Source organism: Burkholderia cepacia, from assembly GCF_029962485.1.
Taxonomy (GTDB): Bacteria; Pseudomonadota; Gammaproteobacteria; order Burkholderiales; family Burkholderiaceae; genus Burkholderia.
Window position 1 is genome coordinate 3,035,029 of record NZ_CP073638.1, and the last position, 24,609, is coordinate 3,059,637.

The window sequence follows — 24,609 nt, forward strand, 5'->3', positions numbered from 1 at the left end:
CATCGGCCCATTGCGCGACCAAGGGGCGGCCCGAGACGACACCGTGCGTTGCGCGCGGCCGAACGCCGTGATCCGGCGACGGCACGCGACCCAGCGCCAACGGGAGCTTCCCGCACATGACTGACTTCTTTCCGCAATTCGCCCAGCAGCTGGTCAACGGCCTGACGCTGGGTGCGATCTATGCGCTGATCGCCATCGGCTATTCGATGGTCTACGGCATCATCGGCATGATCAACTTCGCCCACGGCGAGATCTACATGATCGGCGCGTACGTGGGCCTCGTGACCCTCACCGCCATCGGCATCTCCGCCGGCTATCCGCTGCCGCTCGTGCTCGGCGCCGCGCTGATCGTGTCGGTGATCGTCACCGGCCTGTACGGCTTCGCGGTCGAGCGCGTCGCGTATCGACCGCTGCGCGGCGGCCCGCGCCTCGTGCCGCTGATCTCCGCGATCGGCATGTCGATCTTCCTGCAGAACTACGTGCAGATCGGCCAGGGCGCGCGCGACGTGTCCGTGCCCGTGCTGATCTCCGGCGCGTTCGACATCCATCTCGGCGGCGACTTCGACGTGACCATCCCGTATTCGCGCCTGATGATCGTCTGCGTGACGCTCGTGCTGATGATCGCGCTCACGCTGTTCATCTCGCATTCGCGGATGGGCCGCGCGTGCCGCGCGTGCGCCGAGGACATGAAGATGGCGAACCTGCTCGGCATCGACACGAACCGCGTGATCTCGTTCACGTTCGTGCTCGGCGCGATGCTGGCGGCCGTCGGCGGCGTGCTGATCGGGCTGACGATCGGCAAGCTGAATCCGTATATCGGCTTCGTCGCGGGCATCAAGGCGTTCACCGCCGCGGTGCTCGGCGGGATCGGCAGCATCCCGGGCGCGATGCTCGGCGGCGTGCTGCTCGGCCTCGCCGAAACCTTCGCCGCGGGTTACATGCCGGCCGAGTACAAGGACGTCGTCGCGTTCGGCCTGCTCGTGCTGATCCTGCTCTTCCGCCCGACCGGCCTGCTCGGCAAGTCGGACATCGAAAAGGTCTGAGGGAGACGCAGATGAGTCAAGTCATTTCCGTTCGCCGCCCGGCCGCCGACGCTTCGATCGGCCAGGCGCTGAAAAATGCCGTGGCCGCCGCGTTCCTGACGGCGATCCTCACGATTCCGGTGCTCGGCCTGCAGTTGAAGCTCGACGGTTATCAGGTCGTGCTGACGCCGCACTGGCGGCCGGTGTGGATCGCGGTCGCGGCCGTGTTCCTGTTCCAGTTGTTCAAGCCGTGGCTCGTGCGCGCGAAAGCGGCCGTGAAGCTGCCGGCGCTGCCCGCGATGGGCGCGCAGCAGCAGCGCGTGATCATCTGGGTGATGCTCGCGATCGGGTTCGTGTGGCCGTTCTTCGGTTCGCGCGGCGCGGTGGACGTCGCAACGCTCGCGCTGATCTACGTGATCCTCGGCCTCGGGCTGAACATCGTGGTCGGTTTCGCGGGCCTGCTCGATCTCGGCTATGTCGGGTTCTACGCGGTCGGCGGCTATACGTACGCGATGCTGAACCAGTATTTCGGGCTGTCGTTCTGGGAATGCCTGCCGATCGCGGCGATCGCCGCGGCGACGTTCGGCTTTCTGCTCGGCTTCCCGGTGCTGCGCCTGCGCGGCGACTATCTCGCGATCGTCACGCTCGGCTTCGGCGAAATCATCCGCCTGCTCGCGAACAACCTGACGAGCCTCACCGGCGGCCCGGACGGCATCTCGAGCATTCCGAAGCCGACGGTGTTCGGCTTCGAGATGGCGCGCTCGGCGAGCGTCGAAGGTGCGAAGACCTTCCATGAACTGATCGGGCTGGAATACAGCGGCGAGCACATGGTGATCTTCCTGTACCTGATCGCGCTGGTGCTGGTCGGCTTCACGCTGTTCGTGACGAGCCGGCTGATCCGCATGCCGATGGGCCGCGCGTGGGAAGCGCTGCGCGACGACGAGATCGCATGCCGTTCGCTCGGCCTGAACCCGACGCGCATCAAGCTGTCGGCGTTCACGCTCGGCGCGGCGTTCGCCGGTATCGGCGGCGCGTTCTTCGCGGCGCGTCAGGGCCTCGTGAATCCTGAATCGTTCACCTTCATCGAATCGGCGCTGATCCTCGCGATCGTCGTGCTCGGCGGGATGGGCTCGCAGCTCGGCGTGATTCTCGCGGCGATCCTGCTGACCGTGCTGCCGGAAGTCGCGCGCGGCTTCGCCGAGTACCGGATGCTGATCTTCGGTCTCGTGATGGTGTTGATGATGATGTGGCGTCCGCAGGGCCTGCTGCCCGCGAGCCGTCCCCACGTGGAGCTGCCGCAATGAGCGCGAATACGGAACTGTTGAAGGTCGCCGGGCTGCAGATGCGCTTCGGCGGGTTGCTCGCGGTGGACGGCATCGATTTCGACGTGCGCCGCGATGAAGTGTTCGCGATCATCGGGCCGAACGGCGCGGGCAAGACCACGGTGTTCAACTGCGTCGGCGGCTTCTACAAGCCGACCGGCGGCGAGGTCGAACTCGACGGTCACCAGATCGCGGGGCTGCCGAGCCACAAGATCGCGTTGAAGGGCCTCGTGCGGACGTTCCAGAACATCCGCCTGTTCAAGTCGCTGACGGTGGTCGAGAACCTGCTCGTCGCGCAGCATCGCAAGGTGAAGGCCGGGCTGCTGCATGGCCTGTTTGCGACGCCCGCGTATCGCCACGCGGAGAAGGAGGCGCTCGAGCGCGCGGCCGTGTGGCTCGACCGGATGGGGCTGACGTCGGTCGCCAACCGCCAGGCCGGCACGCTGTCGTACGGGCACCAGCGGCGTCTGGAGATCGCGCGCTGCATGATCACCGAGCCGCGCCTGCTGATGCTCGACGAGCCGGCGGCCGGCCTCAACCCGCAGGAAAAGATCGAACTGCAGCACCTGATCGACAAGCTGCGCCGCGAGTTCGGCGTATCGGTGCTGCTGATCGAACACGACATGAGCCTCGTGATGGGCGTGTCCGACCGCATCCTCGTGATGGAGCACGGCCGGCCGATCGTGATCGGCACGCCGGAAGCGGTCCGCAACGACCCGCGCGTGATCAAGGCGTATCTGGGGGAAGAGTGATGCTGAAGCTGGAACAGGTCCATACGCACTACGGCGCGGTCGAGGCGCTCGCGGGCGTGTCGATCGAGGTGAACAAGGGCGAGATCGTCACGCTGATCGGCAGCAACGGCGCCGGCAAGACGACGCTGATGATGACCGTGTGCGGCACGCCGCGCGCCTCGTCGGGCCGCGTGACGTTCGAGGGCAAGGACATCACCGCGATGTCGACGCACCAGATCATGCGGCAGGGGATGGCGATCTCGCCGGAAGGGCGGCGCGTGTTCCCGAGCCTGACGGTACTCGAGAACCTGAAGATGGGCGGCTTCTTCGCGAGCCGTCACGAGATCGACGACGGCATCGAGCACGTGTTCAAGCTGTTTCCGCGCCTGAAGGAACGCGCGGCGCAGCGGGCCGGCACGATGTCGGGCGGCGAGCAGCAGATGCTCGCGATCGGTCGCGCGCTGATGAGCAAGCCGCGTTTGCTGCTGCTCGACGAGCCGACGCTCGGCCTCGCGCCGCTCGTGATCGCGCAGATCTTCGACATCATCCGCACGATCCGCGACGAAGGCGTCACGGTGTTCCTCGTCGAGCAGAACGCGAACAAGGCGCTCGGTGTGGCCGATCGCGGCTACGTGCTCGAAACGGGGCGCGTGGTGCTGGCGGACACGGGCGCGAACCTGCTCGCGAACGATCGCATCAAGCAGGCCTACCTCGGCGGTTGATGCCGACAGCCGCCGGCCTGCAACGGGCCGGCGGCGTTTTGCCTGTTCGTACGCCTGGCGCATGCAAGGCCGGTTCCCGGCCTTGTCTTTCCTACCCGATCCTGAACGTGCTTTTCAGTACGTCGCGCAGATGCAGCGCGGCGCGATTGCTGTCGTCCGTCAGGATGGTGATGAGGTGCGGCGGGAGATCGGGCAGCACGATCCCGGCGACGTGGCTCGTCAGGTTGCCCGACACGCGATCGTGCTCGATCAGGCCGACCGCGAGGCCGTTCGCGATGCAGGCTTCGACCGCCGGCGAGCTGGCGCTTTCGAGCAGCATCCGGTGCGCGATCTTCGCCTTCTTCAGCGCGTTCAGCGCGGTATCGCGGTACGGGCAGCCCTGCAGCTGCACCGCGATCGGCAGCGGCGCATCGGGATTGAACTTGAACGTGCGCGCGGCGACCCACACCGGATGGGTCTTGCTGAGCAGCTCGGCATGCGGCGGCGCTTTCGGCACGACGGCGATCGTGATGTCGAGCTGGCCGCGCGAGAACAGCAGCTGCAGTTCCTCGCTGGAACGTGCTTCGACGGTCAGTTCGAGCAACGGGCGATCGGCGGCGAAACGCGGCAGGAATTCCGCCATGAAGTGCGCCGCGTAGGAATCGGGGATGCCGAGCCGCAGCTTGCCGGTCAGCATTTGCGGCGACAGCGATTCGACGAGCCGGTCGTGACTCAGCAGGAACTCGGTGGTGTCGCTCAGCAGCTTGTGGCCGTACTGCGTGAGTTCGACCGCCTGGTTGTTTCGCGTAAACAGGCGCTGCGCGACCATTTCCTCCAGCTTCTGAATCTGCGCGGTGACCGATGACGGGCTGCGGTTCACATGGGCGGCCGCATCCTTGAAGCGGCCGAGCTTCGCGACGGCGTGGAAGGTTCGCAACAGGTCGACGTCCAGGGTGCGCGGCATGATTTGGTTTTTCCGAATCAGTGATTCAGGTAATGTCGATTGACGGAATTATTGAGCATCCCATATTCTCGGGTCAACAGGCAGACAACGGCAGGCAGCCGGTCGGGCGTTGCACGCATCCGGGGAACGATTCATGTCGATCAATGATTTTGTCGTAGATGCATTGGTGCGGGACAGGAAGCTGAAGGCGGAGTCGGTATGGACGGTCGAGAATCACGAAAAGTATTCGACGCTGAAGCGCGCTGACGATGACGCGCGGCGCAGGGAAGCGGGGCGCGAAGTCTTTTCGCTGATGCGCAACCTGAACGAGCTGGGCGTACGAAGCCCGGCGTTGTGCGCGGATCGCGACGGCAACGGTTCGTTGCGCGAAGCGATCGGCGAGCTGAGCGAGCGGCTGGCCACCTTGTCGCGCGGCCGCGATCTCCACTACATCGAGCTCGGGCCCGAGCCGGTCAAGACGACCGAGCTGATGAAGGCCGTCAGCGGCGGCGGGCCGGACCATCTGCGTTACACGGCCGTCGACATCAACGAGTCGTCGGAAGACGCGATGCGTCACGCGATCATGCCGTTCCTGAAAACGCCCGGCTGCTTCAACTACATCGCCGACGATTACCGCAACGTGCAGTGGAACCATATCGACCTGGGGCAGGACGTGACGTTCATCACGATGCTCGGGTTCCAGGAAGGCAACGAATTGCCGGTGACGATCGGCCGGCTCATCCGCAATCTCGGCGGCAAGTCGACCTACGTCGTGTCGGAGATGCAGTTGCTCGTGGAGGGGCGCGAAGAGCCCATCTACAACTTCTACCGGAACGAGAACATGGTGAGGTTCTCCGAGATCGTCAGCCGGCAGCAGGGCTTCGAGCCGCTGGGCGAGCATCATGTGTCGATCGTGCGGCTCAATCTGCTCGGCGACCAGTTTCATGTCGCGGTCACGCTGCAACCGGTGTCGAAAGCAGGGGCCGACGGGCATCTGATCACCAACGTCTGCCTGAAATACACGCCGGAGCAATTCCGCCACGTACGCCTGAGCCACGGCAATTGCCGCGTGATCGACGAGCTGCGCAGCGGCGACGGCAGCGTCGTGTACCAGATTGCGCAGTTCAAGGGCTGAGTGCCGATTTGCCGACAGCGAGGCGCGCGATGAACAAGGGAAATGCATTGCCGGTGTTTGCGCGAGGGTTCGATCGCGTGAGGCTCGCGTTGCAGACGTCGCTGTCCGCCGGCGTGAACGTCGAAGGCGCGATCGATGCGTCGAAGGAACCGATGCGCTGGACGAGCGCCTGCCTGCGCGACGGTTACCAGGTGCGATATCGCCGCAACCTCGACGATCTTGGCTACCGCGACGTGCCGATGCGCGGCACGCGCTCGGATTCGCTGAATGCGGTGTGCCATCTGCGCGGGCTGTTCTCCAGCGAAGCGGTGAGCGCGTTGCGCGAGATCGGCCGCGCGCTGGAGCGCAGCGCGTCGAGCAGCAACTGGATCATCTCGAAGCGCGTGCGCGCGGTGACGAACCGCTCGCGGTTCATCGACGACATGATGCACGACCGCGCATTCCTGATGAGGGTGTCGCGTCTTGCCGGCGCGCCGCTGATCCCGTATCCGATGGTCAATGCGCGGTCGCAGTTCAACTACTACTATCCGACGGACTCGCGCGACGACGGCAAGGAACAGCTCGGTATGTGGCATACCGACGGCACGAGTTTCGTGCTGAACATCGTGCTGTCGGATCGCTCCGATTACGAGGGCGGCAACTTTCTGTTCTACGAATCGACTGCGGAGACGTTCGATCGTCACGACAAGGAGCGCCGGCATGTAAAGACGGCGAATCTCGATACCGCGGGCGACGCGTTGCTCATCTACGGCAGCAAGCTGTTCCACGGTGTCGAGCCGGTCGAGGCCGGGCGCCGCATGTCGCTGGTGCTGTCGTTTCATTGTCCGTACACGCGCGAGGACGACAACGGGTTCTGGCATCTCGCGTCGGACGACGGCATTCCGCGCACGATCGTCAACTGGCTGGCGCTGCAGCGCGCCCTCAGGGACGACGCCGAACTGCAGTATCACCGTCTCGGGCTCGAACCGATCCGGCCCGAGGATCTGGCCGACCAGCGCCTGTTCCCGGCCACCTTCTGAGAGCCGTCGCCCCATGCAGCTATTCCTGCTTCAGCTCGTTTTCGTGTTGTCGTGGAGTTCCGGTTTCATCGGCGCGAAGCTCGGCGCGGAAACGGCCGGCGCATTCAACCTGCTGTTCTGGCGGTTCCTGCTCGTCACGCTGTGCCTGGCGATCGTCCTCAACCGGCAACTCGGGCGGCTGACGCTCGAAAAAATCCGCTATCACGCGGTGATCGGCTTCCTGTCGCAGTTTCTCTATCTGACCTGCGTGTATATCGCGATTCAGCATGGCCTGCCGCCGGGCATCGCCGCGATCGTCGCGGCGCTGCAGCCGCTCATCACCGCCGCGATGACGTCGCTCGAAGGCAGCGAGCGCAGCGGGGCGCGCCAGTGGGCCGGGCTCGTCGTCGGGTTCGTCGGCGTGGGCATCGTGATCGGTGGGCAGTATGCGCTGCCGGCAGGGTCGGTCGGGATCGTCATGTACCTGCTGCCGCTGGCGTCCGCGCTGGGGCTGTCGATCGCGACGATCTATCAGCGGCGGCGTGCACTGACGGCCGTGCGCAGCAACGAGGACGGACTGTTCCTGCCGCTGTTCGTGCAAGGGTGCGTGAGCCTCGTGCTGTTCGCGGCGTGCGGGATCTTCACGGGCAACCTGCATGTGCCGACGCAGCCGAACGTATGGGTGTCGGTCGTGTGGCTGACGGTGTTCTCGACCTTCATCGCCTATCTGTCGCTGTGGGCGCTGCTCAAGCGGATGCCCGCGACGCGCGTGGCGACCCTCGTCTATCTCGAACCGCCGGTGACGCTGATGTGGGCCGCATGGATGTTCGGCGACCGGATCGAGGTGACGACCTATTTTGGCATCGTCGTCGTCGCGATCGGCGTGTGGCTGGCCGGCAAGCACGTCGAGCGGCCCGCGCGGGCGCGGCGCGCGGAGATGGAGGCGGCCGGCCGCTGACGCACTGGTTGTACGAGCGATTCCGGTGTAGCGTCGCGAGACAACCCGACTCGCGAAGGAACCCGATGAAAGTCAAACGGATCGTCGCCAACATCGACACTCGATCGGTCGACGACGCAAAGCGTTTCTACCAGCACCTCTTCGGTCTCGACCTGCTGATGGATCATGGTTGGATCGCGACCTGCGGCAATGCCGAGCAGATGGACGTGCAGATCAGTTTCGCGTCGCAGGGCGGGTCGGGCACGCCGACGCCCGATCTGTCGATCGAGGTCGACGATGTCGATGAAGCGCTCGCGCGCGTACGTGCGGCTGGCGTTCCCGTCGAGTACGGCCCGGCTGACGAGCCTTGGGGCGTGCGGCGGTTTTACGTGCGCGATCCGTTCGGCAAGCTCGTCAACGTACTTGCGCATCGCTGATCCGGCATCCGGGCCGGCGCGGCGTTCATGCATGCAACGCAAGCTTTTCACGGCCTTGTCGACCGCCTTCTTCGGCTGCCGCAATGCCAACCCGACGAGGTCGGGATTCTCGGCATCGTCGGTACGAAAGACTTCGCGGGTGGCCGTATCGAGCGGGGCAGCGCTTTGACGTGACAGGCTGAGTGCTGATCGCGGCATGCGTGTAGCAAATTCGGCTCCGATCGTAGCTAAATTGGCTACGTTTCGATAATCGGCACAAAATCGGCGACTCGGACTATGCCTTGTAGCCGATTGAGCTACAATTGTAGCTAATCATGCTACGATCCATTGCCTCTACCCTGTTTGGTGACTATCGGCGCCGCGCGCTGGGCTTGCTTCTGTTGCGGCCCGATCAGGCGTTGCACGTCCGCGAGATCGCCCGTTTGACGGGCACGACGCCCGGTACGCTGCACAAGGAACTGAGCAAGCTGGCCGAAGCCGGCATCCTGAGCAGGGATCGACAGGGCAATCAGGTGCTCTATCGCGCCAATCGAAGTTGCCCGATCTACGAAGAACTGGCTTCGATCATGCGAAAGACCTCGGGTATGGGGGACGTGCTGTCCGAAGCTCTGTCGTCGTGTGCCGAGGAAATCCGTGTGGCGTTCGTGTTCGGTTCCGTCGCGCGCGGCCAGGAAACGGCCGACAGTGACGTCGATGTGATGGTGATTGGCTCGGTTGGCTTTGCAACTGTGGTCCGGCTGTTCTACGACGCACAGGCTACGTTGGGGCGGGACATCAATCCGAAGGTGCTGTCGGCGAACGAGTTTCGTGATGGCGTCACCGGGCAGGACGCGTTTTTGCGGGACGTGCTTGGAAAACCCAAGATCTTCTTGATTGGTAGCGACCATGACCTTGCAGAACTTGCTCGGCGTTAGTCTTGATGCAGTCCGGCCGGACCGGGAGCAAGCGACGCGCCTGCTGGCCGCGGCGGAACGAAATCTGGCGGATGCGCAAATCGCCGCGTTGAGCAACGAAAACCGCTTCGATGCGGCGTACAAGGCGATCATGCAACTCGCCATGCTGGCTTTGCACGCGAACGGATTTCGTACGTTGACGAGCCGACCGGGGCACCACCAGACGGCGATCCAGACGCTCCCACAGACAATCGGTTTGCCGGTCGAGCGAATGATCGTGCTGGACGCACTGCGCAAGCAGCGCAACCTGTCCGATTACTCCGGCGATGTGGTTCAGGCGTCTGCGGTTCGCGAGTGTTTCGATAGTGCGACGGCGCTCCTGATTGACGTAAAGGCGTGGATGGACGGGAACAAGCCGGAGTTGTTGGCCGCGCAGTAGCCGTTACCGTGTCGAATCGCCAACTCGAAACGCCGATGCGTCACGCATGCAACGCCAACCCCTTCACCGCTTTGTCGACCGCCTTCTTCGGCCCGCGCAACGCGAGCCCGACGAGGTCGGGATGCGCCGCATCGCCGGCGCGAAACACCGCGCGGTTGGCCGCGTCGTGTCCGGTCGAAAACATCGCGTGCACGTAGGGCACGATCGTGAGTTCGCGCGACAGCGCCTGCCGGTGCGCCGCCTGCAGGCCATCGAGGTCGGCCGCGAACACCAGCATCGGCTGGCCCAACATGCGGCCGTAGCGGCGTCCCGCCGCATCCTCGTAAGGCTCGCCGAGCGCTTCGGGCGCTTCAGCCGCGACGCCCGTCGCGAGAAACGCGACGACATTGAGTTTCTGCCACGCTGCAAGATCGTCGCGCACGATCAGCGCCACCTTGGTATCGAACATGATTGCTCCTCGTTGAAGCGCACATGATCGAATGCCACGTGCAATCAGTCTGGAACGTTTGTGCACAATTGCCGGTACGCGGCCGGCGTGATCCGGTATGCGCGGCGAAACCAGCGGCCGAGGTGGCTCTGGTCGGCGAAGCCGACGTCGGCCGCGACCTGTGCCGGCGTGCGGCCGGCGGCCAGCAGGCGGCGCGCGGCGCGCAGCCGCAAGCGCACCAGGTACGCGTGCGGCGACGTGCCGTAGGCGCGCTGGAACAGCCGCGTCAGCCGGAACCGGTCGATCCCGGTGAGCTCGACGAGTGCGTCGAGGCCGATATCGTCGCTCATGCGCGCATGCAGCAGATCGCGCGCGCGGGCAATCGCGGGCGCGACGGCATGGTCGCCGGTGGTCGCGAGCGGGGTGCGCAACTCGCCGCCGAGCCGCGTCAGCAGGCGGTCGAGTGCCTGGTCGCGTGCGAGCTTGCCCTCTTCGCCGTGGAGTGCGATGAACGCCTGCCGGATCGTGTCGACGAGGCTGAGATCGTCGACCAGCGTATGGCTGAACGCGGCTTCGACGCCACCGAGGCCCGGCAGTTCCAGCCGGCGCGCCGCGCGTTCGACCCATGTCTGCGGCAGGTACAGCATGCCGTACGTGAAGCCGCCCGCTTCGGGGGCATGGCCGTCGTGCAGCGCGCCCGGCTCGATCAGGATCGCACGTCCCGGCACGCTGGTATGCACCGACCGGTGGCACTGGAATTGCTGCACACCCTGCTCGGTGAAGCCGACCAGCATGTCGTCGTGATCGTGCACATCGTATGCATGGCCGCTGAAATGCGCATGCAGGCTTTCGATGCCGGTTTCCGCATCGCGCCGCGCGACGAGCCAGTGGTCGCGCGCGTCGCTGCCGTTCGTCGCCGTGTTCATCTCCACTGCTCGTTGCGTGCCGCGTCGTGACGTGTCCGGCAGTGTACGCCGATGCCGCCCGCTCACGCGCTGCCGGATGCCCCGGCCCCGGCCCGGATCGCCGCGACGAGCGCATCGGTCGACAGGATCTCGTGCGCGAAGGTCGGCCCGTTGATGTCGTGCGCGGCACGCAGTGCGTCGTGCGAGCGGGCCGACGTCGCATCGCGCACGAGCGTGACGTGGAAGCCGAGTTCCATCCCGATGCGCGCCGTCGCCTCGATGCAGGTATTCGCGAGTAGTCCGACGAGGATGATCTTCTCCTTGCCGTAGCGTTTCAGCTGATGTTCCAGATCGGTATTCGGGAAGCCGCTGGACGCCCAGTGCTCGGTCGCGACGATATCGCCGGGCTGCACCTGGAAGTCGTCGTGGAACGTACCGCCCCATGTGCCTTTCGCGAACACCTGATGCTGCGCGCCGCCGAGCTGGTACGGCGTCGGATACTTCCAGCGAACATAGTCGCCCGGCTCCCAGCGGTGATGCGGCACGTGATAGACCGTGATGCCCGCGTCGCGCGCCGTTTGCACGACGGTGCGCAGGTTGTCCATCATGTTGTTCTCGCGCGCGATGTCCTTGATCCACGGGAACAGCTTGCCGCCTTCGCTGAGGAAATCGTTGTACAGATCCACGCACAGCAGGGCCGTGACTGCCGGTTCATACGTCGTCATCGAAATGCTCCTTGAAGGTTCGCACTGGTCGCCGCGATTGACTGCTTGCAAATAATAAAGGTTGGTCGTAATTTATTCTACGTTCGGGCGGGAGCCGTGCGCAAGCGGCGCGACATCGTGCGCGATCTCCGGCCCGCTGGAATCCAATCGACTGAGGAATCCGATGAGCATGACGAAGATCTATCTGGAAGACATGAAAGTGGGCGATCGGTATACGAGCGCCGAATATCGGATCGATGCGGACCAGATCCACGCATTCGCGCGCGCGTACGACCCGCAGGTCTTCCATCTGGACGACGACGCGGCGCGGCACACGTTCTTCGGCGGGCTGGCCGCCAGCGGGTGGCAGACGGCCGCGATCACGATGAAGCTGATCGTCGAGAGCGTGCCGATCGCGAACGGGATCATCGGTGCGGGCAGCGACGTCACGTGGCCACGGCCGACGCGGCCCGGCGACGTCCTGCATGTCGTCAGCGAAGTGATGGCGATCGCGCCGTCGCGCTCGCGGCCGGAGCGCGGTGTCGTGACGGTGCAGAGCGACACGCTGAACCAGGACGGCGAGTGCTGCCAGCGTTCCATCGCGCGGCTGGTCGTGTTCCGGCGCGACGCCACGACGCGCTAGACTCGCGGATGGCGGCCGATCCGGCGCGCGCGGCGACGGCCGCGGGCGTCGGTGTCGCGCCGGGAATCGAAGGTGTTTTTTCAGGCAGGAGCGGATATTTCGTGGGACGTTCGAATCGCGAGCAGGCGGACCGGAACCGGGAGCGCATCGTCGAGGAAGCCGATGCGGTGGTGCGCAGCGGCGGCGTGGCTGCCGTCAGCATCGCCGAGATCATGGCGCGCGTCGGCTTGACGCAAGGCGGGTTCTACAACCACTTCGCGTCGAAGGACGCGCTCGTCACGGAAGCCTGCGCGGCCGGGTTCGCACGTGCCGCGCAGAACTGGAAGGCGAAGGCGCAAGCCGCCGGCCGGCCGGTCGCGGGCGGCTGGCGTCGGCTGGTCGCGTATTACCTGGGCAAGAAGGCGCCGGAGCGGAGTTGCCCGATGGTGGCGCTCGGGCAGGATGCCGCTCCCCATCATGCGAGCGATGCGTTCAACGACGCGTATCGGAATGGCGTCCGGGAGTTGTATGCGACTTTCGTGGCTGCGGCGCGCGACGATCCATCGTGCGCGATGTCCGACGACGAACTGCGTGTCGCGTTCACGGCGATGGTCGGCGCGAACCTGCTTGCTCGTGCGACCGGCGACAGGACATGGGCAACTGACGTCGAACGCGCGCTGGTCGACCGGCCGCGCGATGCGTGAGCCGGCGCAGGGGAGGCCGGGCCCGGCCATTCACGCGTCGTTCGTCGTCGCCTGTTCGTCGCGTGCATATTGCGCGGGCGGCCGGCCGACGTGCCGCGTGAACGCGACGCTGAACGTGCTGGCCGAGCTGTAGCCGACGCGACCCGCGATCTCCGCGATGCGGCCCTCGTTGCGGCGGAGCAGGTCTTTCGCGAGCGCCATGCGCCACGTCAGCAGGTACTCCATCGGTGCGACGCCGACCGCGCGGCTGAAGCGTTCGAAGAACGTCGAGCGCGACAGCGCGGCTTCCTTTGCCAGATCGACGATCGTCCAGGGGTGCGCGGGGCGTTCGTGCATCCGCCGGATCGCGGCCGCGAGGCGGCTGTCGGCAAGCCCGCGCACGAGGCCGGGCGACGCGTTCGTGCCGGACGTGAAACGCAGCGCCTCGATCAGCAGCACTTCCAGCAGGCGCGCGAGCACGATCTCGCGGGCCGGCCGCTGCGCACGGGATTCGTCGCGGACCAGTTGCACGAGTGTGGTCAGCCGCGGTTCGCCGCGCACGTGCACGAATTGCGGCAGCAGCGACACCAGCAGCGATGCGTCGGGCGAACCGAAGCTGCAGTTGCCGGCCATCATCCGCGTGTCGACCGGGTTGGCAGCGTCGCCAATCCGGTATTCGCCGTGATCGAGCGCGACTGGCGGCGCGGTTTCGACGCCCGGCGCCGGCGGTTCGAGGCTGGACATCGCGACACCGTACGCGGCCGGAATCAGCATGAAGTCGCCGGGCAGCAGCTCGATCGGTGCGTGCCCGTCGATCGCGATCCGGCACCCGCCGTCGAGGATCGCGCAGTAGAACGGCTCGCCGGCGACCGTGCGGCTGATCGCCCACGGGCTCGCGCCGCGCACGTACTTCGAGTACCGCGCGCCCGGTTGCAACAGCGTCACGACTTCGGTCAGCGGGTCGATCATCGCCGGACTCTCGCAAAAGAAAAGCGGATTTTCGATTGTAGCGAATACGGATCTGGCCATCTATCGTACGAACACCTGCCCGACACCTCACAGGAGTTCGCATGAAGACCGTACTGATCACCGGCTGTTCCTCCGGCTTCGGCCTCGAGATTGCCCGCCATTTCCTGGCCCGCGACTGGAGCGTCGTCGCGACGATGCGCACGCCGCGCGAGGACGTGCTGCCGCCATCGGCGAACCTGCGCGTGCTGCCGCTCGACGTGACGAACGCGGACAGCATCCGCGCCGCGATCGAGGCGGCCGGCCCGATCGACGTGCTCGTCAACAACGCGGGCTTCGGCGCGGCCGCACCGGCCGAGCTGACGCCGCTCGACACGGTACGCGCGTTGTTCGAGACCAACACGATCGGCACGATCGCGCTCACGCAGGCCGTGCTGCCGCAGTTTCGCGAGCGCGGCGCCGGCGTGGTCGTGAACGTCACGTCGAGCGTCACGCTGAAGGTGCTGCCGCTGGTCAGCGCGTACCGCGCGAGCAAGGCGGCGGTCAACGCGTTCACCGAATCGATGGCGGTCGAACTCGCGCCGTTCGGCGTGCGCACGCATCTCGTGCTGCCGGGCCGCGCGCCCGATACGCGTTTCGGCGACAACGCGCGCGCGAACATGCACGGCTTCGAGCATGAAGCGTATGCGGACTTCGTCGGGAAGGCGATTGCGCGGATGCTCGACGCGTCCGCGCCGATCACCCATGCGGAGGATGTCGCCGAAGCCGTATGGCGTGCGGCGACCGATCCGTCGAGCCCGATGCGCATGCCGGCCGGTGCCGATGCGCAAGCGTGGGCGGCTGAAGCCGGCTGAGGGCTTCGGGAGCCATCGCGCCGGCCGGTCGAACCGGCGCGACGGATCGCGTGACGCGGAGAAGGGCGTTACAGCGCGCGTGCGATCGCCTGCTCCAGCAGCGACAGCCCGAGGTCGATCTCGTCCTCGCTGACGGTCAGCGGCGGAGCGATCCGGAACACGCCGCCCATCCCGGGCAACTGCACGATGTTCATGCTGAGCCCGAGCTTCATGCACTCGCGCGTGATCTTCGCGCCGAGCCCGTCCGCCGGCTCCTTCGTCCGGCGATCCTTGACGATCTCGACGCCGAGCAGCAGCCCGCGCCCGCGCACGTCGCCGATGCAGTCGAACCGCTCCATCAGGTCGAGCAGGCCACGCCGAAGCCGGTCGCCCATCACGTTGGCGCGTGCGACGAGTCCGTCGCGCTGCACCACGTCGAGCACGCGCAGGCCGACCGCAGCCGGCAGCGGGTCGGAGACGTGCGTCGTGTAGAACAGGTAGCCGAGTTCGTGCGCGCGCTCCTCGATGGCCGCCGACGTGACGATGGCCGCGAGCGGCAGCCCGGCGCCGAGCGTTTTCGACAGCGTCAGGATGTCGGGCGTCACGCCGTCGCGCTGGCACGCGAACATCGTGCCGGTGCGGCCGACGCCCGTCTGCGCTTCGTCGAGGATCAGCAGCATCCCGCGTTCCTCGCACTTGCGCTTGAGGGCGGCCATATAACCTTCCGGCAGCTCGATGATCCCGCCCGAACTGAGGATCGGCTCCGCGATGAACGCGGCGAGGTTGCCGCTCGACTGGCGGTCGATCAGGTCGAACGCGTAGTCGAGTTCGGCGAGGGTGTCGTAGGCGCCGTTGCGCTCGAAGCGCGGCCGGTACGTGAACGGCGCCGGAATCGCGAACGAGCCGACCGCCGCCGGGCCGACGCCCTTGCGGCCCGCGCTGTACGTGGCCGACGCGGCCGCGCCCGTCATGCCGTGCCACGACTGCGCGAAGCCCACGATCTCGTACTTGCCGGTGACGAGCTTCGCCATCCGGATCGCCGCTTCGTTCGATTCCGCGCCGGTGCTGAGCAGCAGCGCGCGATCGAGCCCGGGCGGCGTGACGTCGGCGAGGCGCGTCGCGAGATCGACGACCGGCCGCGACAGCATGCCGCTGAACAGGTGGTCGAGCTTGCCCGCGTATTCGCCGATCACGGACACGATCTCCGGATGGCTGTGGCCGAGCACCGCGCTCATCTGGCCCGATGTGAAATCGAGGATCGCGCGGCCGTCGGCGTCGTAGACGAAGCTGCCTTTCGCGCGCTCGATGATCAGCGGCTCGAACGTGCCGCCGTAGCGGACCAGGTGCTGCCTGGCGTTGCGCCAGAAGGTTGCATCGTCGTTCAGGGACATCGGGCGTCTCCGGGCAAAAGGGGCAGGGATCGCTTGCAGTCTAGGCGCGCGTCTGGTTTGATGGAAACGAATAGTTCTTATGCAAGGTAGAAAAGGAGCTAATACCTTGGGGCGTTCACTCGAAATCGACCTGCTGCGTTCGTTCGTCGCGATCGCCGAGGTGCGCGCGCTCAGCCGCGCGGCTGCGCGCGTCGGCCGGACGCAGTCGGCGCTCAGCCAGCAGATGAAGCGGCTCGAGGAAGTTGTCGACCAGCCGCTGTTCCAGCGCACCGGCCGCGGCGTGGTGCTGACGCATCCGGGCGAGCGGCTGCTCGTGCATGCGCAACGCATCCTGCGGCTGCACGACGAGGCGATGGCCGACCTGTGCGGCACGGGGCTGTCGGGGACGATCCGGTTCGGGTGCCCGGACGATTATGCGGAGGTCTGGCTGCCGTCGCTGCTGCGGCAGTTTTCGAGCCAGCATCCGCAGGCGATCGTCGAGGTCGTATGCGGGCCGACACCGCGGCTGATCGAACAGCTGGACAAACGTGCGGTCGATCTCGCGATGATTTCATTGCCGGACGACGGCGCGACCGATGACATCATTCGCCGCGAGCAACTCGTGTGGATCGGTTACCCGGGGCTGGAGCCCGAACATTTCGATCCGCTGCCGCTCGCGCTGTCCGATCGCGATACGCTCGATCACCTCGCAGCCTGCGAGGCGCTGGATCGCGTCGGCCGCGATTACCGCGTCGCGTATGCGAGCAGCAGCCTCGCGGGGCTGATCGCGCTGGTGCGCTCGGGGCAGGCGTTCGCGGTGATGACGCAGACGGCCGTGCCGGCCGACCTCGCGATCGTCACCGGCGAGCCGCGGTTGCCGCCGTTGCCGGCTGTCGGCATTACGCTGAAATTCGACCGGAAACGGCCGTCGCATCTGACGGCGGCATTTGCCGAGCACATCCGGAATGCGTTGCCGCTGTTGTGACGCGCGATGTTTGGCGCTGCCATCGGGTTTTCGATAATGGATTTCCGGATCGCATCGTCAGGTCTGCAGATGGATTGTCAATGAATGTCAGCGCGCCTTGTGCGCCGGAATATGAAACGGGAGGATCGGGTATCCGGCGAAGCGGGTGGCGCCTTACAGGCAAGCAAGGAAGCGATCTGTAAGGCGCTGGCGCGACCGGGTCGATCCGGTGGAGGCGGATCGAAGCGACCACGTGGAGATTGATCGCGGATGGTCGGTCAATCGATTTCGACGAGGCTCACTCGTTCATAAAGAAAAGGAATCCTTATCATGAAGAGAAGGGGAGGCGCGGCCGTATGGATCCTGGCCGCGATGGTGATGGGGATCATCATCGGCTACATGATTTACACCAATTTTCCGGAGAAGCAGGCCGCGACGGAGATCGCCGGCTATATCTCGCTGGTATCCGACGTGTTCCTGCGGCTGATCAAGATGGTGATCGGCCCGCTGGTGTTCTCGACGCTGGTGGTCGGCATTGCGCACATGGGCGACGCGGCGTCGGTCGGGCGCGTGTTTACGAAGGCGCTCGGCTGGTTCGTGACGGCTTCGCTGCTGTCGCTGCTGCTCGGGTTGCTGATGTCCAACATCCTGCGGCCTGGCGAGAACCTCGGCCTGCCGCTGCCCGATATCGGCGCGACGGCGAATCTCGCGACGTCGAAGTTCACGCTGAAGGATTTCATCGGGCACATGGTGCCGAAATCCTTCGCGGAATCGATGGCCAATAACGAGATCCTGCAGATCGTCGTGTTCTCGATGTTCTGCGGGGTGGCGCTGGCTTCGCTCGGCGAACGGGCCGCGACGCTCGTGGCCGTGATCGAACAGACGTCGCACATGATGCTGAAGATTACCGGCTACGTGATGAAGCTCGCGCCGCTGGCCGTGATGGCGGCCATGGCGGCGACGGTCGCGGTCAACGGGCTGTCGATCCTGTACAAGTTCGCCGTGTTCATGGCCGACTTCTACCTGAGCCTGACATTGCTCTGGACCTTGTTGGTGCTGGCCGGGCTGCTGTTCATCGGCCCTCGCGTATTCAAGCTGCTGGTGCTGATCAAGGAAGCGTTCATGCTGTCGTTCGCGACGGCGAGTTCCGAGGCCGCGTACCCGAAGATCCTCGATGCACTCGACCGCTTCGGCGTGAAGCGCAAGATCTCGAGCTTCGTGATGCCGCTGGGCTACTCGTTCAATCTCGACGGCTCGATGATGTACTGTACGTTCGCATCGCTGTTCATCGCGCAGGCCTACGGCATTCATCTGTCGCTCGGCACGCAGGTGTCGATGCTGCTCGTGTTGATGCTGACGTCGAAGGGGATGGCCGGCGTGCCGCGCGCCTCGCTCGTCGTGATCGCGGCGACGCTGCACCAGTTCAACATCCCGGAAGCCGGCCTGTTGCTGATCCTCGGCGTCGACACCTTCCTCGACATGGGGCGCTCGGCCACCAATGCGGTCGGCAACTCGATCGCCAGTGCGGTGGTGGCCAAATGGGAGGGCGAGCTGCTGTCGGAGAGCGACGCGGAGGCGAACGCCGCACTCATGGACGCGGAGCTGGCCGCGTCGGTCAAGCAGACCGCCGGTGCCTGATCGGCAGCGCCACCTTTCTTCCGCGCAGACGCCGAATCGTGCGTCTGCGCAATTCGCATGTCGGCGTTCTCGTGAACGACCGACATATCTGAATTAGAACGTATTCCTGAATATTTCTGGAATCTTGCCCATCCGATGACGCCGTCTACCCGATCGGGAATCGATCCCGGTTGCGGCCTGCTGTCTCCCTCCTGACGTTCCCTCCGCTGCTTCCCGACACACTCATGCCGGCCTGACGAGTCGTACGCCGTCTCGTGCTCCGCCGCGCTGCAGGCTCGGGACCCGTCCTACGACGGTCTCGCGGCTTCTGTCCGATTTACGCGCGCCGACGGCGAAATAGACTTCAAATCGAGCGAAATGATCGTACGGGACGGGACACGAAGCCTTCCGCCCCACGTCGCTCGCGCAAGCGCTTCGGCATGTCGCTCGACGGTCGCACGCTGCCGGCACCGTCGACATCGACCGCTCTTGGGGGAGCGGCCCGCCTGGTATCGGCAGACGAGCGGGCAATGGCCTGGCACGGGCGTTGTCCGACTGTTTCCGAACGAAATCGTTACGCCCTGATGTTCGACACGTGTCGCGCCGGTATGCCGGCCGACCGTCGATGCCGTGCGACCGGATGCCGTCGCATCGTGCGCTGCGTCGGGCGGATGCCTATCGAGGGGGTCATCATGACCAGGTCATTTCGTATCGTCGGCGCCGGGGTTGTTGCATGGGCGTGCGCCGTTGCCAGCTTCCCGGTCCAGGTTTGCGCAGCGACGCTCACGGAGTACCACGCACCGCGACATGGCACGCGGCTGCGACCGGCGGCACCGGCGCCAGCCGTACCGGCGGCCGCGACAATCCGGCCGGCAAGCGACGGCAGCGACCAGACCGATGCGTTGCAGGCTGCGCTCAATGCGTTGCAGGCCGGGCAGACACTGATACTCGCGCCGGGGCGCTACACGGTCAGCCGTTCGTTGTCGGTGGCGATGTCGGGCGTCGTGGTATCGGGCTACGGCGCCACGCTCGTCGCGACCAATCCATCCGACCAGACGATCGTGATGAGCGGCACGGGCTCGACGCTGGTGGGCGTGACGCTGATCGGCACTGGTACGACGCGGCTCACGATACCGGCGTCGACCAAGGTCGAGGTGACGGGCACGGGCGTCCAGGTGCTCGGTGTGACGATCCAGGGCGGCGCCGGCGCCGGGATCTTCGTGTTCGGTGGCAGCAACGTCGCGATCGTCGGCAATACGGTGAGCGCCACGCTGGCCGACGGCATCCATACGACCTACGGCTCGACCAACGTGCTCGTGCAGGGCAATACGGTGACAGGTACCGGCGACGACATGATCTCCGTCGTCAGCTATCTGGGCGACGGCCGCGTCAGCAACAACGTGTCGATCGATCATAACGCCGTGTCGGGAAACTATTGGGGGCGCGGCATTTCGGTGGTCGGCGGCCAGGCCGTGACGATCTCGAACAATACGGTCGCCGGGGTGCAGAAGGCGGCGGGCATTCTCGTCGCCCAGGAGGACGGCTGGCGTACCTACGGCGTATCGAACGTCGTGATCGACAGCAACGTGGTGACCAACATCCAGAATTCGAACGTGAACAACGGGCTGCAGCCGACGCAGCAGGGCGCGCTCGAACTGGACACGTGGTCGGGCACGGTGTCGTACGTGAAGATCACGCGCAATCGCGTGACGGGATCGGGCTATTCGGGATTCCGGGCCCTGGGCAACGTATGCGAGTTCGAGGTCGAGGGCAACACGTTCGCGTCGATTGCGGGTACCGCGGTGTCGCTGCTGTCGAGCGGCTGCACGGCCAGCCAGATCGTCGCCAGCGGCAACACGCTGGACGGCGTCGCGCTGGTCCAGCCGGTCGGCGCATCGTCGTCAGGCACGATCGCGGCTGCCGGTGCGGCGACGACGGCGATGCCGCAGGTGCGCACCGGCCTGATGCAGTCGTCGGGCAGTGCGGCGCCGGCGATCGGCGCGGCGCGATGATGCCGCGACGGCGATCAGAGGAGCCCCAGGCGCTGGCCCGCGGCCGCCGCCTGGGTGCGATTGCGCACGTGCAATGCCTTGAAGATGGCGGTGATATGGGCTTTCACGGTTTTCTCGGACAGGCCGAGCCGGTCGGCGATCAACTTGTTCGGCACGCCTTGCGCGATCAGGCGCAGCACGTCGAGCTGGCGCAACGTCAGGCGCGGGCCGTCGGGTTCGTGTGCGGGCGGCGGGTCGCGATGCGTCGATTGCATGTCGAGCAGCAGCGGCGGCACGTACCGCTCGCCGTTCACCACCATCTTGATGGCCGACAGCAGAGTATGCGCGGGGGCGGACTTGGGGATGTAGCCGAGCGCGCCATGCGTGAAGGCCGCACGTACGTCATGCGGGTCCTCGGACGAAGACAGCACGACGATCGGCAGTTCGGGCCGGAGCTGCGTGATCCCGGTAATCGCGGCGAACCCGTCCATGCCGCTCATTTTCAGATCCAGGACGATGACGTCGAGGTCTGCGTGCAGCTCGAGCAGCCGCATCGCATCGTCGGCGTTGCTTGCCTGAATGTCGACCATCCCGCCGTCATCCTGACGCAACAATGTCGCCACGCCGTCTCGCAGAACCGGATGATCATCGACAATGAGTATTTTCATGAAAATAAAAATAAAGTCGGAGGCAGATATCTTTCGCTAATGTGGAATACGGGTTTTCGAAAAGTCTTAATACTTTGGTCGTATTCGACGCCGTCTTTCCATGGGCTAACGTCGGATTTACATCCGGTAAAGCGTGGTTGACACTGAATCGTCGCGGTTTTCGGTGCGCTGGGACGCACAACGAGCGTAACGAAGATCGAGATGGCAAGGGCCCGGGCAAGCTGCAAAAGCCGAGGTTTTTCGGGGTGCGATCGAACCCGGGTGCTGACTATACGATAAAAAGAACCGAACGTGCCAATACGGGGTGCGCTGTTTATTTAAATTGATTGCCTTCTGAAGATCCGGCAATTGACGCTGAAGCAGACGATTCACGCCGTAAAACGAGACATGTTCCTTCGCACGGATTTGACGAGTGTCTCCATCAGCCTGATTCGATATCAATCAAGGTGCAACATGGAAACTATCAATGAAGAGGATTTAATTCGTGACCTGAACATGTCTTATCTGTGGCTGGCGCAGCGGTTGCTGCGGACGGATCGCGCGACCGGCATGTTTCGCCTCGGCACGACGCCGGAAATGGCGGGTGCACTGGAAAGCCTGTCGATGCGATCGATGCTGAACCTGGCCTCGTCGGGGCAATTGATCTGCGTGCTGCGACTGAGCCGCTGCGACACGGTCGAGGCGCTCGCGAGGCATGGGCCGCCGGACGAAGTCGCGCCGCTGCACGTCGCGCTGGCGCTCTCCAGTATCGGGGCCTTCGACCAGGACACGCCGTGAACGGCGGCGCCGAGCACACGCATGCGACGAGTCTCGCCGATCACGCACGGCTCGTCCTCGATGCCGTGACGCTGATCCGGCTCGGTGCGCGTCCGCAGATGCTCGAGATCGAACTGGCGCTGCCGCACGAGCGCCTGGTCCGACTGTATCGCGAGGTGCGTGGCGTGCCGCCGCCGAAGGGCCTGCTGCCGTTTTCCAGCGACTGGTACATGACGTGGATGGCCAACATCCACGCGTCGCTGTTCCACAACATCTACAGCTTCCTGCGGATCAGCGCGCGGTGTTCGCGGCTCGACGCGCTGGTGAAGGCTTACGGGTTGTATGCGGGGCGATGCAGTGCGGCGCACTGCGAACCGTTGCTCGACCTGACGCGCGCGTGGATGCTGGTGCGTTTCGTCGACGGCGGGGTGCTGTCGACGGCGCGCTGTGTCCGATGCCACGCTGCGTTCGTGATTCATCGTCACGACCTGCGGCCGAATCGCGTCTGCGTCGCCTGCCGGCCGCCCGCGCGGGCGGGCAAGCATACCGGCCGCGCAAAACAGGCGCCGTCTGCCGCAGGCGCATCCGGCGCGAACGTACGCATCGTGCTCGACCCGGCAGCGGTCGGCGAGCCCGCACGATGCGGCTAGATCGCGACGCCGCGGGCGTCCGCGTCGGCCATCGAGCGCTGGCGCGCACCGGCGGCGACCAGATGACCGACCGCCGCGCGCAGTTTGCCGTTCGGCAACGGCCGATGCAGCAGAACCAGCCCGCGTGTGTGCGCCGCGGCCAATTGTTCGTCGGTTGTATCGCCGCTGATCAGCAAGGCGGGCAGGGCGGCGTCGACGTCCTGGCGCAGCCGCTCGATCACCGCGATGCCGTTTTCTCCGCGAGGCGGCAGGTAGTCGCAGATCAGCAGATCGGGCTGCCGCTCGCCGGCCGACAGCCGGTCCAGCGCCTCCTTGCCCGAGCGAACCGCGATCGTCTCGTAACCCCACGCCGCCAGCAGCTCGGACAGCCCGGTGCGGGTCGTGCGATTGCCGTCGACCACGACCACGAGCCCCGTCGAGCCGGGCACGTCGACGTGACTGGCGATCGGCATGTCGAGCGGGTCGGGCATGCATGCGGCAAGCGCGATCGCGACTTCGAAGCACGAGCCGCGGCCGGGCGTCGAGCGCACGGCCAGTCGGCCGTCGAGCAGGCCGGCGAGCCGTCGCACGATCGCGAGCCCGAGCCCGAAGCCTTTCTCGTGATCGCGTTCGGCGTTGCCGACCTGATAGTACTCGTGGAACACGAGCTTCTGCAGGTGATCGGGAATGCCGCAGCCCGTATCCCAGACCTGGATCGCGAGGTGGGTGCCGCGGCGCCGGCAGCCGACGACGATTTTTCCGCGCTCGGTGTAGCGCACCGCGTTGGATACGAGGTTGCGCACGATGCGTTCGACCAGCAGCGGATCCGATTGAACCACCGCGCGGCACGGAACGCGCGACAGTGCGACGCCTCTCGCTTGCGCATCGAGCAGGCAGTCGTTGCAGACGCACTCGAGCACGGTGTCGATGGCAAACGGCCGGCACTGTACGTCCACGCTGCCGGCATCGAGCCGGGAAAGATCGAGCAGCGCGCCGAAGAGCCGGCTGAGCGCATCGGACGAGCGCTCGATGCGCTCGACGAGCCGCCGCCCGTCCGGCGGCATCGGGACGCCGTGCAGCGCACCGATCAGCAGATTCAACGCATGCGCGGACTGGCGCAGATCGTGGCTGGCTGCCGCGAGGAATTGCGATTTGGCGAGATTGGCCTGGTCGGCGATGTGGCGCTGGCAGTCGAGGTCGACGGCGAGCCGCTCGATCCGTTCGTTCTGCGTCTGGAGATCGACTGCGTACTGTTCGGCCTTGAAGCGCAGGCGAATGTTCTGCGTGGCCGCGCGGTTCGCCCGCAGCCCGAGATAACCGACCACGCAGGCGATCAGCAGCATCATCGGCGCGGTCGCCGGCTGGAACGCATCCGTCGACAGGATCGCGGTGCCGATATACGGAACGGTGGCCGGCAACAGGAAGGCGATGAATGCCGGAAAGTACGTGCCGAGCACCGGGATGGCGCCGGCAACGACGCAGGTCGTCGCGACGACCACCAGGCTCGCGATTTCGACATCCGCGTGCGTCGCGAGATGAATCGAGGCCCATCCCCAGCCCATGCCGGTGGCCGTGCTGAAGGCGGAGAACCACAGCGCCCAGCGCCGCCAGTGGCTCGCGGACGACGGCGACCGGCGATACAGACGCGACAGCGCGATCTGGCCGACCGAGCACACTGCGGTATAGAGGGGCCACGCAAGGCCCGACGCGGGAGCCGGACGGCCCAGCCAGCCGATAGACAGGGTCGCGAGAACGGCAAGCAACACGCTGCCGACGGCGTAGGGCATCACGGCGTCGTAGACGATCCTGACCTGCTCCGAGGCAATCCGGTCTCGCGACTGCATAGGCGTTCCCCCAGATCGCTGCGCACGGCAGCAGGGAGTATCGGCGCGCCCGGCACAGGCGCGTATTCCCGT

The 24,609-nt window shown here is 65.7% G+C and carries 26 protein-coding genes and 1 pseudogene; 18 read left to right on the top strand and 9 right to left on the bottom strand.

Features of this window, described 5'->3' with window-relative positions:
• Positions 1–116: 116 nt before the first annotated feature.
• The 4 genes from livH to KEC55_RS30080 are packed head-to-tail and all read left to right on the top strand — an operon-like array spanning position 117 to position 3,797.
• A complete protein-coding gene (livH, locus tag KEC55_RS30065) occupies positions 117–1,043 on the top strand; it encodes a high-affinity branched-chain amino acid ABC transporter permease LivH (protein WP_041493199.1) in 927 nt (308 codons plus the stop codon).
• Positions 1,044–1,054: 11 nt separating this feature from the next.
• Entirely contained in the window at positions 1,055–2,326 is a 1,272-nt protein-coding gene (locus KEC55_RS30070; protein ID WP_282508697.1) for a high-affinity branched-chain amino acid ABC transporter permease LivM, read from the top strand.
• On the top strand, positions 2,323–3,096 hold the full coding sequence (gene livG / locus KEC55_RS30075; RefSeq protein ID WP_282508698.1) for a high-affinity branched-chain amino acid ABC transporter ATP-binding protein LivG: 774 nt from the start codon (positions 2,323–2,325) through the stop codon (positions 3,094–3,096). The genes KEC55_RS30070 and livG overlap by 4 nt, the downstream gene beginning before the upstream one ends.
• Complete coding sequence (locus KEC55_RS30080; protein WP_176048305.1) at positions 3,096–3,797, top strand: ABC transporter ATP-binding protein; 702 nt, start codon at positions 3,096–3,098, stop codon at positions 3,795–3,797. Before livG ends, KEC55_RS30080 begins: the two co-directional genes overlap by 1 nt.
• Positions 3,798–3,888: 91 nt before the next feature.
• On the opposite strand, the gene KEC55_RS30085 is transcribed toward KEC55_RS30080, so the two are convergent.
• The gene (locus tag KEC55_RS30085; protein ID WP_175840895.1) at positions 3,889–4,740 is read right to left on the bottom strand and encodes a LysR substrate-binding domain-containing protein; all 852 of its coding nucleotides are present in this window, start codon (positions 4,738–4,740) and stop codon (positions 3,889–3,891) included.
• A gap of 133 nt (positions 4,741–4,873) precedes the next feature.
• On the opposite strand from KEC55_RS30085, the gene KEC55_RS30090 reads away from it, so the two are divergent.
• The 4 genes from KEC55_RS30090 to KEC55_RS30105 all read left to right on the top strand — a co-directional run bounded on the left by KEC55_RS30090 (position 4,874) and on the right by KEC55_RS30105 (position 8,226).
• Complete coding sequence (locus KEC55_RS30090) at positions 4,874–5,854, top strand: hypothetical protein (protein ID WP_282508699.1); 981 nt, start codon at positions 4,874–4,876, stop codon at positions 5,852–5,854.
• Positions 5,855–5,883: 29 nt separating this feature from the next.
• Positions 5,884–6,873: a 2OG-Fe(II) oxygenase gene (locus KEC55_RS30095; protein ID WP_282508700.1), complete on the top strand. Its 990-nt coding sequence runs from the start codon at positions 5,884–5,886 to the stop codon at positions 6,871–6,873.
• Between the two features lie 13 nt (positions 6,874–6,886).
• Entirely contained in the window at positions 6,887–7,810 is a 924-nt protein-coding gene (locus KEC55_RS30100) for a DMT family transporter (protein ID WP_282508701.1), read from the top strand.
• 65 nt (positions 7,811–7,875) lie between these two features.
• The gene (locus tag KEC55_RS30105) at positions 7,876–8,226 is read left to right on the top strand and encodes a VOC family protein (RefSeq protein WP_282508702.1); all 351 of its coding nucleotides are present in this window, start codon (positions 7,876–7,878) and stop codon (positions 8,224–8,226) included.
• A 39-nt stretch (positions 8,227–8,265) separates the two neighbouring features.
• Here the strand turns inward: KEC55_RS30105 and KEC55_RS35155 are convergent.
• Positions 8,266–8,376, bottom strand: a pseudogene (locus tag KEC55_RS35155) (DUF2000 domain-containing protein); the annotation flags it as partial.
• A gap of 164 nt (positions 8,377–8,540) precedes the next feature.
• Here KEC55_RS35155 and KEC55_RS30115 point away from each other — a divergent pair.
• Entirely contained in the window at positions 8,541–9,140 is a 600-nt protein-coding gene (locus tag KEC55_RS30115; RefSeq protein WP_282508703.1) for a nucleotidyltransferase domain-containing protein, read from the top strand.
• Positions 9,112–9,558 (top strand): DNA-binding protein, encoded by a 447-nt coding sequence (locus KEC55_RS30120; RefSeq protein WP_282508704.1) that lies wholly within the window; start codon positions 9,112–9,114, stop codon positions 9,556–9,558. The genes KEC55_RS30115 and KEC55_RS30120 overlap by 29 nt, the downstream gene beginning before the upstream one ends.
• 40 nt (positions 9,559–9,598) lie before the next feature.
• Here the strand turns inward: KEC55_RS30120 and KEC55_RS30125 are convergent, their stop codons facing one another.
• From KEC55_RS30125 to KEC55_RS30135, 3 genes are all read right to left on the bottom strand, one after another.
• The gene (locus KEC55_RS30125) at positions 9,599–10,006 is read right to left on the bottom strand and encodes a DUF2000 family protein (RefSeq protein WP_282508705.1); all 408 of its coding nucleotides are present in this window, start codon (positions 10,004–10,006) and stop codon (positions 9,599–9,601) included.
• Between the two features lie 44 nt (positions 10,007–10,050).
• Positions 10,051–10,911, bottom strand: coding sequence for an AraC family transcriptional regulator (locus tag KEC55_RS30130; RefSeq protein ID WP_282508706.1), 861 nt, complete (start codon positions 10,909–10,911; stop codon positions 10,051–10,053).
• Positions 10,912–10,973: 62 nt separating this feature from the next.
• The gene (locus tag KEC55_RS30135; protein WP_282508707.1) at positions 10,974–11,615 is read right to left on the bottom strand and encodes an isochorismatase family cysteine hydrolase; all 642 of its coding nucleotides are present in this window, start codon (positions 11,613–11,615) and stop codon (positions 10,974–10,976) included.
• Positions 11,616–11,784: 169 nt separating this feature from the next.
• Here KEC55_RS30135 and KEC55_RS30140 point away from each other — a divergent pair, with 169 nt between their 5' ends.
• Both KEC55_RS30140 and KEC55_RS30145 read left to right on the top strand, forming a co-directional pair.
• Positions 11,785–12,237, top strand: coding sequence for a MaoC family dehydratase (locus KEC55_RS30140; protein ID WP_176048295.1), 453 nt, complete (start codon positions 11,785–11,787; stop codon positions 12,235–12,237).
• A gap of 101 nt (positions 12,238–12,338) precedes the next feature.
• Entirely contained in the window at positions 12,339–12,920 is a 582-nt protein-coding gene (locus KEC55_RS30145) for a TetR/AcrR family transcriptional regulator (protein ID WP_282508708.1), read from the top strand.
• Positions 12,921–12,950: 30 nt separating this feature from the next.
• On the opposite strand, the gene KEC55_RS30150 is transcribed toward KEC55_RS30145, so the two are convergent.
• Positions 12,951–13,928, bottom strand: coding sequence for an AraC family transcriptional regulator (locus KEC55_RS30150; RefSeq protein WP_282508709.1), 978 nt, complete (start codon positions 13,926–13,928; stop codon positions 12,951–12,953).
• 41 nt (positions 13,929–13,969) lie between these two features.
• Here KEC55_RS30150 and KEC55_RS30155 point away from each other — a divergent pair, with 41 nt between their 5' ends.
• Complete coding sequence (locus KEC55_RS30155) at positions 13,970–14,719, top strand: SDR family oxidoreductase (RefSeq protein WP_282508710.1); 750 nt, start codon at positions 13,970–13,972, stop codon at positions 14,717–14,719.
• Between the two features lie 68 nt (positions 14,720–14,787).
• On the opposite strand, the gene KEC55_RS30160 is transcribed toward KEC55_RS30155, so the two are convergent.
• On the bottom strand, positions 14,788–16,089 hold the full coding sequence (locus KEC55_RS30160) for an aspartate aminotransferase family protein (protein ID WP_282508711.1): 1,302 nt from the start codon (positions 16,087–16,089) through the stop codon (positions 14,788–14,790).
• Between the two features lie 79 nt (positions 16,090–16,168).
• Here KEC55_RS30160 and KEC55_RS30165 point away from each other — a divergent pair, with 79 nt between their 5' ends.
• The 3 genes from KEC55_RS30165 to KEC55_RS30175 all read left to right on the top strand — a co-directional run bounded on the left by KEC55_RS30165 (position 16,169) and on the right by KEC55_RS30175 (position 20,661).
• Positions 16,169–17,053, top strand: a complete 885-nt coding sequence (locus tag KEC55_RS30165) for a LysR family transcriptional regulator (protein ID WP_282508712.1) — start codon at positions 16,169–16,171, stop codon at positions 17,051–17,053.
• A gap of 309 nt (positions 17,054–17,362) precedes the next feature.
• The gene (locus KEC55_RS30170) at positions 17,363–18,670 is read left to right on the top strand and encodes a dicarboxylate/amino acid:cation symporter (RefSeq protein ID WP_176048289.1); all 1,308 of its coding nucleotides are present in this window, start codon (positions 17,363–17,365) and stop codon (positions 18,668–18,670) included.
• A gap of 671 nt (positions 18,671–19,341) precedes the next feature.
• The gene (locus KEC55_RS30175) at positions 19,342–20,661 is read left to right on the top strand and encodes a right-handed parallel beta-helix repeat-containing protein (RefSeq protein WP_282508713.1); all 1,320 of its coding nucleotides are present in this window, start codon (positions 19,342–19,344) and stop codon (positions 20,659–20,661) included.
• Between the two features lie 14 nt (positions 20,662–20,675).
• Here KEC55_RS30175 and KEC55_RS30180 read toward each other — a convergent pair whose 3' ends face one another.
• Positions 20,676–21,308 carry a response regulator gene (locus KEC55_RS30180; protein ID WP_282508714.1) on the bottom strand — a complete coding sequence of 211 codons (633 nt, stop codon included), beginning with the start codon at positions 21,306–21,308 and terminating at the stop codon, positions 20,676–20,678.
• Between the two features lie 348 nt (positions 21,309–21,656).
• Here KEC55_RS30180 and KEC55_RS30185 point away from each other — a divergent pair, with 348 nt between their 5' ends.
• Together KEC55_RS30185 and flhC are read left to right on the top strand one after the other, a co-directional pair.
• Complete coding sequence (locus tag KEC55_RS30185) at positions 21,657–22,085, top strand: flagellar transcriptional regulator FlhD (RefSeq protein ID WP_282508715.1); 429 nt, start codon at positions 21,657–21,659, stop codon at positions 22,083–22,085.
• Complete coding sequence (gene flhC, locus KEC55_RS30190) at positions 22,082–22,714, top strand: flagellar transcriptional regulator FlhC (protein WP_282508716.1); 633 nt, start codon at positions 22,082–22,084, stop codon at positions 22,712–22,714. Before KEC55_RS30185 ends, flhC begins: the two co-directional genes overlap by 4 nt.
• Here flhC and KEC55_RS30195 read toward each other — a convergent pair.
• On the bottom strand, positions 22,711–24,537 hold the full coding sequence (locus tag KEC55_RS30195) for an ATP-binding response regulator (RefSeq protein ID WP_282508717.1): 1,827 nt from the start codon (positions 24,535–24,537) through the stop codon (positions 22,711–22,713). The genes flhC and KEC55_RS30195 overlap by 4 nt on opposite strands.
• Positions 24,538–24,609: the final 72 nt, after the last annotated feature.

Coding starts and splice junctions, on each gene's coding strand:
- KEC55_RS30180 (WP_282508714.1), bottom strand. CDS start 21,308: ATGAAAATACTCATTGTCGATGATCATCCGGTTCTGCGAGACGGCGTG.
- KEC55_RS30085 (WP_175840895.1), bottom strand. CDS start 4,740: ATGCCGCGCACCCTGGACGTCGACCTGTTGCGAACCTTCCACGCCGTC.
- livH (WP_041493199.1), top strand. CDS start 117: ATGACTGACTTCTTTCCGCAATTCGCCCAGCAGCTGGTCAACGGCCTG.
- KEC55_RS30195 (WP_282508717.1), bottom strand. CDS start 24,537: ATGCAGTCGCGAGACCGGATTGCCTCGGAGCAGGTCAGGATCGTCTAC.
- KEC55_RS30140 (WP_176048295.1), top strand. CDS start 11,785: ATGACGAAGATCTATCTGGAAGACATGAAAGTGGGCGATCGGTATACG.
- KEC55_RS30090 (WP_282508699.1), top strand. CDS start 4,874: ATGTCGATCAATGATTTTGTCGTAGATGCATTGGTGCGGGACAGGAAG.
- KEC55_RS30155 (WP_282508710.1), top strand. CDS start 13,970: ATGAAGACCGTACTGATCACCGGCTGTTCCTCCGGCTTCGGCCTCGAG.
- livG (WP_282508698.1), top strand. CDS start 2,323: ATGAGCGCGAATACGGAACTGTTGAAGGTCGCCGGGCTGCAGATGCGC.
- KEC55_RS30150 (WP_282508709.1), bottom strand. CDS start 13,928: ATGGCCAGATCCGTATTCGCTACAATCGAAAATCCGCTTTTCTTTTGC.
- KEC55_RS30080 (WP_176048305.1), top strand. CDS start 3,096: ATGCTGAAGCTGGAACAGGTCCATACGCACTACGGCGCGGTCGAGGCG.
- KEC55_RS30165 (WP_282508712.1), top strand. CDS start 16,169: ATGCAAGGTAGAAAAGGAGCTAATACCTTGGGGCGTTCACTCGAAATC.
- KEC55_RS30160 (WP_282508711.1), bottom strand. CDS start 16,089: ATGTCCCTGAACGACGATGCAACCTTCTGGCGCAACGCCAGGCAGCAC.
- KEC55_RS30095 (WP_282508700.1), top strand. CDS start 5,884: ATGAACAAGGGAAATGCATTGCCGGTGTTTGCGCGAGGGTTCGATCGC.
- KEC55_RS30070 (WP_282508697.1), top strand. CDS start 1,055: ATGAGTCAAGTCATTTCCGTTCGCCGCCCGGCCGCCGACGCTTCGATC.
- KEC55_RS30135 (WP_282508707.1), bottom strand. CDS start 11,615: ATGACGACGTATGAACCGGCAGTCACGGCCCTGCTGTGCGTGGATCTG.
- KEC55_RS30125 (WP_282508705.1), bottom strand. CDS start 10,006: ATGTTCGATACCAAGGTGGCGCTGATCGTGCGCGACGATCTTGCAGCG.
- KEC55_RS30120 (WP_282508704.1), top strand. CDS start 9,112: ATGACCTTGCAGAACTTGCTCGGCGTTAGTCTTGATGCAGTCCGGCCG.
- KEC55_RS30175 (WP_282508713.1), top strand. CDS start 19,342: ATGACCAGGTCATTTCGTATCGTCGGCGCCGGGGTTGTTGCATGGGCG.
- KEC55_RS30115 (WP_282508703.1), top strand. CDS start 8,541: ATGCTACGATCCATTGCCTCTACCCTGTTTGGTGACTATCGGCGCCGC.
- KEC55_RS30105 (WP_282508702.1), top strand. CDS start 7,876: ATGAAAGTCAAACGGATCGTCGCCAACATCGACACTCGATCGGTCGAC.
- KEC55_RS30130 (WP_282508706.1), bottom strand. CDS start 10,911: ATGAACACGGCGACGAACGGCAGCGACGCGCGCGACCACTGGCTCGTC.
- KEC55_RS30100 (WP_282508701.1), top strand. CDS start 6,887: ATGCAGCTATTCCTGCTTCAGCTCGTTTTCGTGTTGTCGTGGAGTTCC.
- KEC55_RS30170 (WP_176048289.1), top strand. CDS start 17,363: ATGAAGAGAAGGGGAGGCGCGGCCGTATGGATCCTGGCCGCGATGGTG.